Annotated in this window: 12 protein-coding genes; 8 read left to right on the forward strand and 4 right to left on the reverse strand. The window is 54.1% G+C overall.

Features of this window, described 5'->3' with window-relative positions; genetic code table 11:
- The first annotated feature begins 44 nt into the window (after positions 1-44).
- Positions 45-3839 carry a S6 family peptidase gene (locus J9880_RS04315; protein WP_232770132.1) on the forward strand — a complete coding sequence of 1265 codons (3795 nt, stop codon included), beginning with the start codon at positions 45-47 and terminating at the stop codon, positions 3837-3839.
- Between the two features lie 66 nt (positions 3840-3905).
- On the opposite strand, the gene djlA is transcribed toward J9880_RS04315, so the two are convergent.
- Positions 3906-4727, reverse strand: a complete 822-nt coding sequence (gene djlA, locus J9880_RS04320; RefSeq protein ID WP_095924623.1) for a co-chaperone DjlA — start codon at positions 4725-4727, stop codon at positions 3906-3908.
- A 181-nt stretch (positions 4728-4908) separates the two neighbouring features.
- Between djlA and lptD the strand changes: the two genes are divergently transcribed.
- From lptD to apaH, 6 genes are all read left to right on the forward strand, one after another.
- Positions 4909-7284, forward strand: coding sequence for an LPS assembly protein LptD (lptD, locus tag J9880_RS04325; RefSeq protein WP_232770133.1), 2376 nt, complete (start codon positions 4909-4911; stop codon positions 7282-7284).
- Between the two features lie 67 nt (positions 7285-7351).
- Positions 7352-8647, forward strand: coding sequence for a peptidylprolyl isomerase SurA (gene surA / locus J9880_RS04330; RefSeq protein ID WP_095924621.1), 1296 nt, complete (start codon positions 7352-7354; stop codon positions 8645-8647).
- Positions 8637-9644, forward strand: coding sequence for a 4-hydroxythreonine-4-phosphate dehydrogenase PdxA (pdxA, locus tag J9880_RS04335; RefSeq protein ID WP_232770134.1), 1008 nt, complete (start codon positions 8637-8639; stop codon positions 9642-9644). Before surA ends, pdxA begins: the two co-directional genes overlap by 11 nt.
- Before the next feature lie 5 nt (positions 9645-9649).
- On the forward strand, positions 9650-10477 hold the full coding sequence (gene rsmA / locus J9880_RS04340; protein WP_095924619.1) for a 16S rRNA (adenine(1518)-N(6)/adenine(1519)-N(6))-dimethyltransferase RsmA: 828 nt from the start codon (positions 9650-9652) through the stop codon (positions 10475-10477).
- Positions 10478-10481: 4 nt separating this feature from the next.
- On the forward strand, positions 10482-10859 hold the full coding sequence (gene apaG, locus J9880_RS04345; RefSeq protein ID WP_095924618.1) for a Co2+/Mg2+ efflux protein ApaG: 378 nt from the start codon (positions 10482-10484) through the stop codon (positions 10857-10859).
- 5 nt (positions 10860-10864) lie between these two features.
- On the forward strand, positions 10865-11719 hold the full coding sequence (gene apaH / locus J9880_RS04350; protein ID WP_131693377.1) for a bis(5'-nucleosyl)-tetraphosphatase (symmetrical) ApaH: 855 nt from the start codon (positions 10865-10867) through the stop codon (positions 11717-11719).
- Positions 11720-11792: 73 nt separating this feature from the next.
- On the opposite strand, the gene folA is transcribed toward apaH, so the two are convergent.
- Entirely contained in the window at positions 11793-12278 is a 486-nt protein-coding gene (gene folA / locus J9880_RS04355; RefSeq protein WP_095924616.1) for a type 3 dihydrofolate reductase, read from the reverse strand.
- A gap of 413 nt (positions 12279-12691) precedes the next feature.
- On the opposite strand from folA, the gene J9880_RS04360 reads away from it, so the two are divergent.
- Positions 12692-13306 (forward strand): LysE family translocator, encoded by a 615-nt coding sequence (locus J9880_RS04360; RefSeq protein WP_095924615.1) that lies wholly within the window; start codon positions 12692-12694, stop codon positions 13304-13306.
- Between the two features lie 56 nt (positions 13307-13362).
- Here the strand turns inward: J9880_RS04360 and kefC are convergent, their stop codons facing one another.
- Positions 13363-15216 carry a glutathione-regulated potassium-efflux system protein KefC gene (gene kefC, locus J9880_RS04365; protein WP_095924614.1) on the reverse strand — a complete coding sequence of 618 codons (1854 nt, stop codon included), beginning with the start codon at positions 15214-15216 and terminating at the stop codon, positions 13363-13365.
- Positions 15209-15763 carry a glutathione-regulated potassium-efflux system oxidoreductase KefF gene (gene kefF / locus J9880_RS04370; protein WP_095925275.1) on the reverse strand — a complete coding sequence of 185 codons (555 nt, stop codon included), beginning with the start codon at positions 15761-15763 and terminating at the stop codon, positions 15209-15211. Before kefF ends, kefC begins: the two co-directional genes overlap by 8 nt.
- Positions 15764-15789: the final 26 nt, after the last annotated feature.

The following is a 15789-nucleotide window of genomic DNA, read 5'->3' on the forward strand; positions in this document are numbered from 1 at the left end:
CATCGCTTCCTTTTTTAATTATTTCCACCCTCAGGGAAAATATAATGGCATGGAAACCAAAGCTACTCAGTAGCTTAATTGCATTGGCGATTTTTGACGCCGATGCAGGCATTATGCGCGAGGATGTTGCCGTACAGGATTACCGGGACTTTGCTGAAAATCTGGGCAAATACCTCCCCGGTGAAGAAAACATCGAAGTTTTCAAAATGGATGGCACGTCCGCGGGTATTCTTAATTTCCCTATGCCTGATTTTGGCGCCGTCAACAGCCTAGGATTCGCGACATTAATTTCTCCCTCTTATGTTGCCAGCGTCGCCCATAATACCGGTTATACCTCTGTTGATTTTGGCAATCACGCCAAATACAGAACCACCTATAAGTTAATCAGCCGAAATATTCACCCAGCTTATGAAACATGGGATAAAGACTTTCATGTTCCCCGCCTGAATAAAGTCGTGACCGAAGCCGCACCCGTGCCAATGGTGGATACGCAGCAAGTACGTAATAACCCTGAGCGTTATGTTTACTTTGCGCGGGTTGGCTCAGGCACGCAGTATCAGGTCGATCCGGTCACCAGGAAACCCGTCTATATCACCGGGGCTTACGATTGGAAAAGCGGCGGCACGATGGTTAATCCCACCTTTGAACCGTCACGTCTGCGCTGGGTAAACTACGGGCCGCCGGACACACGTGCTCAGCCATTCAGTTCTGCGATACAAGCCGGCGACAGCGGAAGCCCACTTTACGTGTATGATAACCTTGAAAAAGAGTGGAAAATCTATGGTGTCTCACCCTGGGGTGGCACAGGGAAGACTGGGTATGAGTACACCAGTTATACGCTGGATATGCAGCTGAATTTCCTCAAGGGGGTTATCGCTGAAAATACCGATCCGGATGTGACCGATATCGCCGCCGATGGCGACATTCACTGGACGGCGGCCAATATTACCCAGGGCGAAAACAGCTGGCAGTGGCACGGCGTTAACACGGCACTCCCTTCGCAGGCCAGCAATGATGAACTCGATGCCTCCAAAGACCTGCGCTTTGCCGGTGATGGCGGCCTGATCGTACTCGACAGCGCGGTGAATCACGGCGCGGCAAAACTGCAGTTTTCCAACGATTACCGCGTCGTCTCTGCCGACGGGGCGGACAGCACCTGGGTGGGCGGCGGGATCGAAGTCGATGCGGGGAAAACCGTCGACTGGGAAGTCAATGGATTAGACGGAGACACCCTGCATAAAATCGGTGAAGGCACGCTGTACGTCAATGCCGTGGGGAATAACGGCGGTGGGCTGAACGTCGGCGACGGGCTGGTGGTGTTGGCCCAGCAGGCCAATGAAGCCGGTGAGCAAAAAGCCTTCTCCAAAGTCACCATTGTCAGCGGTCGCCCGACCGTGCAGATCGGCGGCGAAAACCAGATTGCCGGCAGCGACATTTACTTTGGTTATCGCGGCGGCAATCTGGATCTCAATGGCTATGACATGGCTTTCAGCAGCATCAATCACAGTGATTCCGGTGCCGCCATTATTAACGGCAATGCAGACCAGATCAGTACCCTGACGCTGAACAACAGCAGTAACCAGACCTTCGTCGGCCATCTCGGCAGTCAGGAAACGGCGTCAAATTTAAACGTCGATTATGCGCCGGACTCCTCCGCAGGCGTCTGGGAACTGGCGGGCGGTGCCGATCTGAATCAGCTCTCCGTGCAAAATGGCATTATGAGACTCGCCGGTCGTCCGACCCCGCATGCCGGTGACGTCGTGTTCAGCGACGACTGGATTGATGAAACCTACACGATAAACAATGTGGATGTGGCCAGCCGCGCCACCCTGCGCGTGAACGAGCACGCCACGCTGGATGCCAACGTGACGCTCAACGAGCGGGCAAACCTGATGCTGAACAGTAAATCGCATCTGAGCGGCAAGGTGGAACTCGCCGCTGACAGTGTGATTTCTGTCGATCAGACCGACAGCAAGACCACCAGCACCGACGGCAATAATGACGTGGTGATTGACGCCACGATTTCCGGTCACGGCACCCTGAAGAAAATGGCGCCGGGCGCGCTGTACATCAACAGCGAGAATACCTTCACCGGTGACACCCATATCTACAGCGGCGCGCTGATCCTCAACGGCTCCCTTGCCTCCACCGTCACGATGGAGAAAAACACCGTTCTGGCCGGTAACAACACCGTCGCCGATCTCATCCTGAAAGATGACGTGCAGCTTCTGCCGCACTGGCCAGCCGAAAACGAGAGCGAGAGCGACACCTTTGTTGCGGCCACGCAAACCGTTAACGGCACCCTGGCGGCGGGCAGCAATAACCTGCTCAGCCTGCGCACGCATTTCGATCCGGCGTTCACTCAAACCGACAAGCTGCTGATCAACGGCGACATGGTTTCCTCCGGGCCGGTGACTGTTCAGGTCACGCCGTCAGGGGCGGGTTTCTTCACCGATACGGATAACGATGGCGCGGCGGATAATCAGGAAGGCATGTCGCTGATCCAGGTGGCCGGTAAGGCAACCAAAGACAGCTTCAGACTGGCGGGCGAGTACGTGGCGCGCGGCGCTTATGCGTATAACCTGTATGCCTTCGCACCGGGGCGCAGCTCTGAAGAACAGCGTGACGTGGCGGGCAGCGGCGATCAGTTCTGGGATTACCGTCTGCAAAACAACATGCTGACCGAAGGCGACAATACGGTGCCGGTCGATAACACGCCGGTTCCGCCAGAACCGACGCCGGATGATGAAGACGATGGCGGGGACGACGATACGCCGGTTCCTGAGCCAACGCCGGATGACGGTGACGATACGCCGGATGAAGGCGATGACACACCGGTTCCGCCGGCACCGACGCCAGATGATGACAGCGGGAAAAATGCACGTCCGGCCGTCACGCCGCAGGTGCCTTCTTATCTGTCCCTGCCTTCGGCCCTGCTGAGCTACAACAGCCGCGTCAGTGAAACCTTCCGCAATCAGGTGCTGGCGCAGGATGATAAGAAACTGAATATCTTCTTCCAGTATCTCAACGGGGAAGATAACTATCATTCATCACTCGGCTTTATGAATTATGGCTACGACTACACCCAGAAAGAAGAAGGCTGGCTGTTCGGTGCCAAAGTGATGCAACTGGGGAATGACACCCATTCGCTGGGCCTGAGCCTCGGCCTGTCCAGCGCCAATCTGGATGTCACGCCGGATGCCGCCGACGGCAACAGCAAAACGCAATACACCACCTGGGGACTCTCTTCGCTGCTGTCGTATCAGTACGTGAGCGGTCTGACGGTGGATGTGGCGTCCGACGTCGCCATCTACGACGGCAATGTGTCGACCGACCTGCGCGGCAGTGAAGTGGCGGACATCAGCGCGACCTCCTTCGGCGGCTCTGTGGATGTGGGCTATAAAATCAAAGCGGGAAATCATGAATTCACACCTTTAGCCGGTCTGGGTATTCAGCGCCTGCAGGTGGATGATTTCACTGATATCGATAATACGACCGTGCATTACGACGATATTACCCGTCCGACCGCCCGTCTGGGGATGCGTTACCGCTATGACTGGGATACCACAAGTACCGGTAAATGGGCGGTGACGGCGAATACACTGTTCATTAAAGACCTGAGTGATGACGCTGCGGTGGATATCGGTGACAGCTACAGCAACGTCAGCAACAGCTTCCGCAGCGGTGCGACCGGCAGTTCCGGCATGATTGATCTGGGGATTATCAATAACCCGACGCCGAACGTGTCACTGAACACCGGCGTGCAGTATCAGCACAGAATTGAAGATGAAGGGGTTGATTACTGGCAGGCCGTCGCAGGCGTGAAGGTAAGTTTCTGATCACTGACCGACGGTGAAGCGATAAATAAAAGGCGTCCTGCAACGGACGCCTTTTTTATAACGATGTTATTTAAAACCTTTCTCGCGTTTGATCAGGTCATACGCGGCCTGAATCGCCTGCGCTTTCTCTTTAGCCATTTCCATCATTTCCGGTGGTAAACCTTTCGCCACCAGTTTATCCGGATGGTGTTCGCCCATCAGCTTGCGATAGGCGCGCTTAATGGTGGTCGCATCATCGGTGGCGCTGACGCCCAGCACTTTACAGGCATCGGCCAGTGTCGGCCCCTGCTGTGTCCGGTGATAACCGCCGCCATAGGAATGACCGCCCTGCTGACTGCCGCCGAACTGCTGTCCGCCTTCCATCATGCGCAGGAACTGATCGAACTGCATGCGGGAAATCCCCAGTTCTTCAGCAATCACATACAGCACTTCACGTTCATTGGGATGCAATGAACCGTCGGCGTACGCGGCCTGGATCTGAATTTCCAGAAAAGTCCGTATCAGGTCGAAACGACCAAAACATGCACTGCGCAGTTCACGCATTTTTTCCCGCAAAGGATAATTCGCTTCTTTGCCATCGCGGAAGGCACGCTGCGCGGCTTCACGCTGTTCGCCGTGCAACTGCATACGTTCCATGTAAAGACTGGCGATCTGAATATCCGCCTCGGTAACTCTGCCTTTTGATTTAGTCAGATTCCCCATCACTTCAAACGTGGTGCGGAAAAAGATGGTTTGACGTGTCTGTTGATCGGCAAAATAGCCCCGGCGTTTCGCGGAACGCGCGGTGTCAAACATGTGCCCTATCAACAGCCCTGAAACAATTCCCCAGAAGCCTAAACCAGACCATAAGCCCAGGATAAGTCCGAGCAGTTTTCCCCAATACTGCATATACTCCTCAATTCGCCATGCCGTCGCTGAAAAATTGCTTTATCATAACCGGCATTTATCGTTGTGCCTAACGGCGGCAACGTAACCGGTGGGATTTAACACTAGCGCAACCATGATGAGTGAGATAGTCTCTGACCGTTTGCCGGCATGATGCCTCTGATGACGGAACACCATTTTACGTATGAAAAACAGACGTCTGAAAACACGCTTACCGACAATGCTGGCCGCCACAATCTGGTCAGTATTGTACAGTCACGGCGCAATGGCCGACCTTGCAGCGCAATGTATGCTCGGCGTTCCGACCTATGACAAACCTCTGGTGCAGGGTGATCCTAATTCACTGCCTGTCACCATCAACGCCGATAAGGCGACCGGTAACTATCCTGACAGCGCACTGTTCAGCGGCAACGTCAATGTTGTCCAGGGCAACAGCACGCTGGATGCCGATCAGGTTCAGCTCAATCAAATCGCCAATCCCAATCAGCCAACGCCCACCCGTACCGCCACGGCGACCGGGAACGTGCGTTATAACGATAACCAGATCAAGCTGAATGGCCCGAAAGGCTTTGCCAACCTGACCACCAAAGATACCGATGTGCAGGACGGTACCTATCAGATGGTAGGACGTCAGGGTCGTGGTGATGCTGACAAGATGAAGCAGCGTGACAACAACCGCTACACCATCATGGACAACGGCACCTTTACCACCTGTCTGCCGGGTGATAATAGCTGGAGCGTTGTCGGCTCAGAAGTGATCCAGGACCGTCAGGAAGAAGTGGCGGAAATCTGGAACGCCCGCTTCCACATCGGCCCGGTGCCAGTGTTTTACAGCCCGTATATGCAGTTACCGATTGGTGACCGCCGCCGTTCCGGTTTCCTGATCCCGAACGCTAAATACAGCAGCAATAACGGCTTCGGGGCCACCGTTCCGTTTTACTGGAACATCGCGCCAAACTACGACGCCACCATTACCCCGAACTACATGAGTACCCGTGGTCTGCAATTGCAGAACGAATTCCGTTATCTGACTGTGGCCGGTGCCGGTCTGATGGAGTTCGATTATCTGGGTAACGATAAGAAAATCGATCAGCAGTTTGTAGATGATGAAAACCGCAGCAGCGATAACACCAAACGCTGGATGTACTACTGGCGTCATGCCGGTGTCTACGACAAGGTGTGGCGTTTCAACGTTGACTATACCAAGGTCAGCGACCCGTATTACTTCACCGATTTCGATTCCACCTACGGTTCCAGTACGGACGGCTACGCCACGCAGAAATTCAGCGTGGGTTACGCCAATGAGAACTGGGATGTCACGCTGGCCAGTAAACAGTTCCAGGTGTTCTCGAACGCCGGTAACCAGAACGCCTATCGTGCGCAGCCACAGCTGGACATCAACTATTACAAAAATGACCTGGGTCCGTTCGACCTGCACCTTTATGGTCAGGCGGTGAAATTCACCAGCGTTAACCCGGATAACCCGGAAGCGGTGCGAACGCACTTCGAACCGACGCTCAGCCTGCCGCTCAGTAACGGTTGGGGAAGTCTGGATAACGAAGTGAAGCTGATGGCGACACACTATCAGCAGGATATTCCTGACAATTATTACGAGGATAATCCGGACACCAAACTGCGTTCCTCCGTGAACCGTGTGATGCCTGAGTTTAAAAGTGACGGCAAAATGGTCTTCGACCGGTCAATGGACTGGAACGCAGACTATACCCAGACGCTCGAACCGCGCGTGCAATACCTGTACATCCCGTACCGTAACCAGAGCTCGATCAATACCTATGACTCGACCCTGTTGCAGTCCGACTATACCGGTCTGTTCCGTGATAAGAGTTACAGTGGCCTTGACCGTATCGCCTCAGCGAACCAGGTGGCCGGTGGGTTAACCACCCGTATTTACGACGACAATCTGGAAGAACGCTTTAACGCCTCGGCCGGTCAGATTTATTACTTCCAGCCGCCGCGTACCGGCGATCAGGACAGCGTGCTGGATAAAAATGATGACACAGGCAGCCTGGTGTGGGCCGGTGACACCTACTACAAAATCGATAATTTCTGGGGCATCCGTGGCGGTATTCAATACGATACCCGTCTCGATGCGGTTTCCCTGGGTGATGCGGTGCTTGAGTACCGTGCTGACTCAGAGAAAATGATCCAGCTGAGTTATCGTTACGCCAGCCCGGAATATATCCAGGCGACATTGCCAAGCGTCAGACATCCGGGTTATCAGGACGGTATCTCTCAGGTCGGCGGTATCGCCAGCTGGCCGATTGCTGACCGCTGGGCCATTGTCGGTGCCTATTATTACGATACCAAAGCACAGCAACCGGCTGACCAGCTGATTGGTCTGCAATACAACACATGCTGTTGGGCTATCAATGTTGGCTATGAACGTAAGATCACCAACTACGATTCTGTGAAGTCAGAAAGTAAGTATGACAATAAGATTGGATTCAATATTGAACTTAGAGGCCTTGGGAACAATCAAACACTCGGAACGAAAGAAATGTTGGCCAGCGGCATACTGCCTTATCAACGCGCTTTCTAGACCCGACGACAATTTAAACTCAGTGAACTTGAAACCCGCGCTTGCGGATTAGACAAATGGAAAAAGTATGAAGAACTGGAGAACACTTCTCCTCGGCGTGACGCTTTGTGCCAGCACTGCGTTTGCAGCCCCTCAGGAAGTTGATAAAGTTGCTGCCGTCGTGAACAACGGCGTGGTGCTGCAAAGTGACGTAGACAGTCTGTTTAATTCCGTGAAACAGCAGGCTCAGCAGGCTAAACAACAGCTGCCGGATGATGCGACATTACGTCACCAGATCCTTGACCGTCTGATCATGGATCAGATCCAGTTACAGATGGCCAGCCGGATGGGCATCACCCCGACCGATCAGGATGTGGATAAAGCCATTGCCGGTATCGCACAGCAAAACAACATCTCTGTTGATCAGCTGCGCAGCCGTCTGGCTTACGACGGCATGAACTACAACACTTACCGCGCTCAGATCCGCAAGGAAATGATCATCAGCGAAGTACGTAACAGCGAAGTCCGTCGTCGCGTCACCATTTTGCCGCAGGAAGTGGATCAGTTGTCTAAACAGGTCGCGGCACAAAACGGCGGCAGTGCTGAATTCAACCTCAGCCACATTCTGTTGCCATTGCCGGAAAACCCGACGCAGGATCAGGTCGATGCTGCGGAAGAACTGGCGAAGAAAATCGTGACCGATCTGAACAACGGTGCGGATTTCGGCAAGCTGGCTATCACCTACTCTGCCGATTCCCAGGCGCTGAAAGGCGGCAACATGGGTTGGGGCAAATTGCAGGAACTGCCTTCCCTGTTTGCGCAGGCATTAAGCACCGCGCAGAAAGGTCAGGTTATCGGCCCGATCCGCTCAGGTGTGGGTTTCCACATCCTGAAAGTGAATGATATCCGTGGCGATAACAAAACCGTTTCGGTGACTGAAGTTCATGCCCGTCACATCCTGCTGAAACCGTCTGTCGTCATGACCGATGCGCAGGCGCGTGCCAAACTTGAACAGGTTGCAGCGGATATTAAGAGCGGCAAAGCCACCTTCGCGGATGAAGCGAAACAGCTTTCTCAGGATCCGGGTTCTGCCAATCAGGGCGGCGATTTAGGTTGGGCGTCTCCGGACATGTACGATCCGGCGTTCCGCGATGCGTTGATGAACCTGAAAAAAGGTGAAATGAGCGCACCGGTTCACTCGTCGTTCGGCTGGCATTTGATTCAGCTGATGGATACCCGTCAGGTTGATAAAACCGATGCTGCTCAGAAAGAACGTGCTTACCGCATGCTGTTCAACCGTAAATTTGCAGAAGAAGCGCAGACCTGGATGCAGGAACAACGTGCTGAAGCTTATGTGAAAATTATGGATGGTAATGGAAAATAATACTTCCGTGACAAAATCTGTGGTCATCACCCCCGGCGAGCCAGCCGGGGTTGGGCCGGATCTGGTACTGGCGCTGGCTCAGCAGGCATGGCCTGTTGAGTTAGTGGTATGTGCCGATCCGGCCTTACTGCTTGAACGGGCCGCTAAACTGGGTCTGACGATCCGCCTGCGCGATTATCAGTCAGGCAGACCGGCAGAGCCACAGGCCGCCGGAACATTGACGATATTACCCGTTAAGCTCGCCGCTCCGGTCACCGCCGGACAACTCAATGTCGCCAATGCGCCCTATGTGGTAGAAACGCTGGCGCGAGCCTGCGACGGTGCCATTAAAGGCGAGTTCGCGGCGCTGATCACCGGTCCGGTTCAAAAAAGCATTATCAATGATGCTGGCATTCCCTTCATCGGCCATACCGAATTCTTTGCTGACCGCAGCCATTGCGACCGTGTTGTGATGATGCTGGCGACAGAGGAATTACGTGTGGCGCTGGCGACCACGCACTTGCCTTTACTGGCTGTGCCGGGTGCGATTACGCGCCAGTGCCTGCATGAAGTGATCACCATTTTGCATCATGATCTGAAAACGAAATTTGGTATTACCGAGCCGCAAATTTATGTGTGTGGTCTGAATCCACATGCGGGCGAAGGTGGCCACATGGGGCACGAAGAGATCGACATTATCATTCCTGCACTGGACGAACTGCGCCAGCAAGGGATAAATCTCATCGGCCCGCTGCCCGCTGATACGTTATTCCAGCCTAAATATCTGCAACATGCCGATGCTGTTTTATCGATGTATCACGATCAGGGCCTTCCGGTGCTAAAATATCAGGGATTCGGTCGCGCAGTGAATATCACGCTTGGCCTGCCTTTTATCCGGACTTCCGTTGATCACGGTACCGCCCTTGAACTCGCCGCTACCGGCACCGCTGATGCGGGCAGTTTCAAGACAGCAATAAATCTCGCCATTCACATGGCAAATAACAGCAACGATAAATAACAACAATGAATAGTAGAGTCCACCAAGGTCACTTTGCCCGTAAACGTTTTGGGCAAAACTTCTTAACCGATCAGTTTGTTATCGACAGCATCGTATCGGCCATTCACCCTATGCCGGGCGAAGCTGTGGTAGAAATCGGTCCGGGTCTGGCGGCATTAACTGAGCCGGTCGCTTCACGTCTGGACAGCATGACGGTGATCGAACTCGACCGCGATCTGGCTACGCGCCTGGAAAATAATCCTAAGTTTCAGGGCAAGCTGCGCGTCATCCAGTCCGATGCAATGAAAATCAATTTCGGCGAACTGTCTGAAGAACTCGGCCAGCCACTGCGCGTTTTTGGTAACCTGCCGTACAACATTTCTACGCCGCTGATGTTCCACCTGTTCACCTATACCAACGCCATCAAAGACATGCACTTTATGTTGCAGAAGGAAGTGGTTAATCGTCTGGTTGCAGGCCCGAACAGCAAAGCGTATGGTCGTTTAACGGTGATGGCGCAATATTACTGTAACGTGATCCCGGTGCTGGAAGTGCCACCTGAATCCTTCACACCGGCGCCTAAAGTCGAATCCGCCGTGGTGCGTTTAGTGCCGCATGAAGTGATCCCGTATCCGGTACCGGATATTCGCATTCTGAGCCGCCTGACGACTGACGCCTTTAACCAGCGTCGTAAAACCGTGCGCAACAGCCTCGGCCACCTGTTCACTCCGGAACAAATGACCGAACTGGGCTTAGATCTCAGCATGCGTGCTGAAAATATTTCTGTAGAGCAATTCTGTAAACTGGCTAACTGGTTATCCACACGACCTAAGAATCCGGAACCTCAGGAGTAGCGTTATGCTTAATTCGCCCCGTGTTTGTGTTCAGGTGCAAAGTATCTACGTTGAGTCACAGTCGATACCGGAAGAAGAACGCTTTGTCTTCGCTTACACCATTACCATCCGCAATCTGGGGCGTTTTAACGTGCAACTGCTGCGTCGTTACTGGTTGATCACCAACAGTAATGGCCGCCAGACTGAAGTCCAGGGTGAAGGGGTCATCGGCGAACAGCCGCTGATCCTGCCTGGCAATGAATTTCACTATACCAGTGGCGCGATTTTAGAAACGCCGCTGGGCACGATGGAAGGCCATTATGAAATGGTCGCACAAGACGGTGAATCCTTCCGTGTGCCGGTTCCGGTCTTCCGCCTCGCCATCCCTACGCTGATCAATTAATCCTCATGTCGACATATCTTATTGGTGACGTTCACGGTTGCATCGATGAACTCAAGGCGCTATTGGCGCAGGTGGATTTTAATCCGCAACATGACGTGCTCTGGCTGACCGGCGATCTGGTCGCAAGAGGGCCGTCCTCTCTCGAAGTGCTGCGGTTTGTCAGCGGCCTGGGCGACGCCGTGCGTATGGTGTTGGGTAATCACGATCTGCATTTACTGGCGGTGTACGCCGGCATCAGTTTCAACAAGCCGAAAGATCGCATCACGCCTCTGCTTGAAGCCGGGGATGCGGATGAGCTGATCAACTGGTTACGCCGTCAGCCGGTGTTGCAGGTAGACGAGGAACTGAAGCTGGTCATGGCGCACGCCGGGATCACGCCTCAGTGGGACCTCGAAACGGCGCAGATGTGCGCCCGTGAAGTGGAATCCGTGCTGAGCAGCGACACCTATCCGCTGTTTCTGGATGCAATGTACGGCGATATGCCGAACAACTGGCATCCTGAACTGACCGGTCTGGCACGTTTGCGTTTCAGCACCAATGCCTTCACGCGCATGCGTTACTGTTTCCCGAACGGTCAGCTGGATATGATCTGCAAAGATGTGCCGGAAAATGCGCCGAAACCGCTGAAACCCTGGTTTGATATTCCGGGTCCATTGCAGGAAGCGGGCTACAGTATCGCTTTCGGACACTGGGCCTCGCTGGAAGGAAAAGGGGCGCCGGAAGGCATTTATGCGCTGGATACCGGCTGCTGCTGGGGCGGTGATCTGACGATGTTGCGCTGGGAAGACAAAACCTATTTCACTCAGCCTTCAAACCGCCAGAGCGAAAAAGAACACGCTGAGATCCCGAAAGCGATTTAACCCCCTCGCTGTTCCTCAGAAAGCAAAAAGGCACCGTGACAGGTGCCTTTTTCTGTTTTACGCGATCCTGAAATCAGACGCGACGATCGAGGATTTCGAAGCAATAACCGTGTGAGTTTTGCTCATCGGCATCATGGAATTCGCTGAAGGTGCTTTCCCAGTCATCCGGCTCGTAGTCAGGGAAATGCGTGTCCCCTTCCACTTCCGCATCAATGTGGGTCAGATACAGACGGTTGGCTTTTGGCAGTAACTGTTCGTAAACCCGTCCCCCGCCCATCACCATCACTTCTTCGACATCACCGGCAGCCGCCAGTGCAGCGTCAACAGAGGTTACCCAGGTCACGCCGTCATGCTCACCAGGGTTTGAACTGATGACGATATTCAGCCGGCCAGGCAAAGGGCGTCCGATTGACTCAAACGTCTTGCGTCCCATGATGACAGGTTTGTTGAGCGTATTACGCTTAAACCAGGCCAGATCACCAGGTAAATGCCAAGGCATAGCGTTTTCCATGCCAATAACGCGATCGGTCGCCAGTGCGGCGATCAGGCTAATAATCATTGTGAAGCCCTGTGTAGATAAGGAATTTGTGCGTGACCCCAAAAAAGAGCTGCCACTATACGGAAAGCCCCATCAGCCGTCGATAGGAAGACTCACGCTTTACAAAGATATAAGAGAGCAATGACCTGTGCGGGATATTCCCCCTCAAAAGCACCAGCCCATCCGCCAAATCTCGGTCATAAACCGGCAGTATTGCGGATAATTCAGAGGATCACTCTGCTTGCGCTCACCGGCTTTTGCATTATCACTCCGCGATGTACAACGGGGCTTACACGCCGGGGCGATAACGGTACAGCCGCGCGAAAGATCAGTATAGCTGCCTGCAAAAAAAGCCCTAAGAGTGATTTAACTTACGGAGGATTGGCGTATCATGCCGCCTTCTTTTGTTCTGAACATTGACGACGGTTATTTTCATGCTTGAAACCACCCTTTTTGTTGCCAGTATCGCCTTCCTCGGCATGCTCTCTCCCGGCCCTGATTTCTTTCTGGTGATCAAAAATGCGGCCCGCTATCCGCGTATCGCGGCACTGATGACCTCGCTCGGTGTGATTTGTGGCGTGATTACGCACATGTCTTACTGCGTGGCAGGTCTGGCGGTGGTGATCACCACCACACCGTGGTTATTCGATTTGCTGAAATATGTCGGCGCGGCCTATCTGATCTGGGTGGGGATTCAGGCGTTGTTCTCACGCAGCAACAGCAAGATGAACCTTGATGGTCTGGAACCTCAGCAGGTGAAACTGCGTACCGCGTTCGTGCAGGGTTATCTGTGTAACCTGCTGAATCCCAAGGCGACGTTGTTTTTCCTGGCGATGTTCACACAGGTCTTGCAGATCAATTCCACCTTCGGTGAGAAACTGTGGTACGCCTCGATTATCGTCGGATTGTCGGTCATCTGGTGGCCATCGCTGGCGTTGCTGATCCAAAGCCCGCCGGTGCGCCGCGGTCTGGCGAAAGCACAGAAACTGATTGATAAACTGCTGGGCGGGGTATTGATTGGGCTGGGCATTAAAGTCGCCCTGAGCTGATATCCGGAAGAAAAAAACCGGTGCATCAGGCACCGGTTTTCTGTTTTTACGCGTCTTTATCCCTTCGCCTCAATCACCTCTTTTTCCGGCGCTTTTCCGTCAATACTGCCGCGCCAGCCCTGCTGCTGACCGGAAGCCAGACGTTCCTGATCCTGCTCAATGGCGGCTGTCAGCATATCTTTCGCACGCTGCATGCTGGCGATACGGAACTCGGTATCTTCATAATTCTCGATCGTCGCTTCCAGCATTTTCAGGTTATAGCGGCGGAACAGATCGGCTTTCTCGCGGGCTTCATAGGCATCCAGCCCCAGCGCTTCCAGCACATCGCGGCCCACGCGCAGCGAGCCTTCAAACAGTTCACGTTCCGGCGCTTCCACGCCCAGCTGACGCAACTGATACCAGTGATCGACATCGCGGGCACGGGCAATGATTTTCAGGTTCGGGAAATGTTCTTTCGCCAGTGCGGTCAGCTGAAGGTTAGCTTCCACATCGTCGATGGCGTTAATCAGTACTTTGGCCTGCGCGGCACCGGCCGACTCCAGCAAGTCCACCCGGGTGGCATCGCCGTAAAAAACTTTAGTGCCAAACTTACGCAGCGTTTCGATATGGTCCGGGTCGTGATCCAGTACCACGGTGTGCACATTGTTCGCCAGCAACAAACGACCGGCAATCTGACCAAAACGTCCGAAACCGGCGATAATCACCTGCGCGTTTTCATCATCAATGGTGTCATGCGGACGGTCATCTTTCGGTGCATTACGCTCAAGCCGTGCGGATACCACCAGCAGTAATGGCGTGACGGCCATTGACAGCGCCACGGCCAGCGTCAGGGCTTTCGACCACTCCACCGGCAATACGCCCGCCATTTGCGCCGTACTGAAAATCACAAATGCAAACTCACTGCCCTGCCCGATCAGGATGGCAAACAGGCCGCGCTGCTTTTTCGGCACACCCAGCCACGGCGCAACCAGCCACAGCAAAGCGGCTTTCAGCGCCATAAATCCGACCAGCAACGTGGCGATCAGCAACGGCTGATGGACCAGCGTGCCGAAGTCGATCGACATACCGACACCGATAAAGAACAAGCCGAGCAGCAGACCTTTGAACGGCTGGATATCGCTTTCCAGCGCGTGACGGTATTCAGAGCTTGCCAGCAATACGCCCGCCAGAAACGCGCCCATCGCCATCGACATACCTGCCATTTCCAGCAAAATACCGAAACCGAAAACCAGAAACAGCGCGACGGCACTGAACACTTCGCGCATACCGGAGCGGGCGACAAAGTGCAGCAAGGGCCGCGTGACATAGCGTCCGAGCAGGATAACCAGCACCAGCGCACCGGCCACTTTTGCGGCGGACAAACCAAAACTCATCAGCGTTGTCGCTTCACCGGTGCTCGCCAGTAAAGGGATCATCGCCACCAGCGGGATCGCGGCAATATCCTGGAACAGCAACACGGCGAACGAACTGCGGCCAATCGGTGAAGGCGTCAGGCTGCGCTCACTCATCGCCTGCATGGCAATCGCCGTGGAAGACAGCGCCAGCGTCAGACCAATCAGCAGCGCAATTTTCCAGTCCAGTCCGAGGAAATAACAGAATACGCTGAGCACCACGCCGCAGCCAACCATCTGAATGCTGCCGCCGCCAAAGACCGAGGCCCGCATCGTCCACAGCCGTTTAGGATCCAGCTCCAGCCCGATGACAAACAGCATCAGCACCACACCGATTTCGGCAAAGGTCAGAATCGACTCCGCGTCGGAGACCAGTTTCAGCCCCCACGGCCCGATAATGCAGCCCGCAATCAGGTAACCGAGCACCGACCCCAGTCCCAGGCGCACAGCAATCGGCACAAACAGCGCCGCCGAGCCGAGATAAATCAGCCCTTCAATCATCAGGTTATGATTATCCAAGACTCACCTCCGGCGGACAGCCTTCTTTCAGGCTGAGACAGGCGGTCAGACGGCGGCGGTATTCTTCGCCCGCCGCTTTCAGCGCTGCCTCATCGCAAATAAACGTATTGTGCACAGCGAAATATGGCAGCCAGTGCATACCGCAATAAATGGCTGTCGCCTGTAACGGCTGCGCCAGCACGTCAAAATCAGGGTGATCGCCCAGCTCAAAATGATGCTCGTTACCGCCCGTGGTCACCGCCCACAGACAATGTTTGCCGTTGAGCGCGTTGCCTTCATGGCCGTACGCCCAGCCGTGTTCGAGCACTTTGTCGATCCACAGTTTCATCAGCGGCGGCAGGCTGTACCACTGGATTGGATGCTGAAAAACCACCAAATCCGCGCGTTCAACCGCTTTCTGTTCAGCGGCGATGTCGATATTGAAATCGGGATACAGGTCGTAGAGCGAACGCACTTCGACGTTGGGCAAATCACTGACTGCCGACAACAGCCCCTGATTGGCTCTTGAATGACGCGGATAAGGATGGGCGTAAATTATTAAAATCATGCAGGTCTCTTGTCTTATTAGCTTTA

The organism is Rahnella victoriana, from assembly GCF_021276285.1.
Classification (GTDB): Bacteria; Pseudomonadota; Gammaproteobacteria; order Enterobacterales; family Enterobacteriaceae; genus Rahnella; species Rahnella victoriana.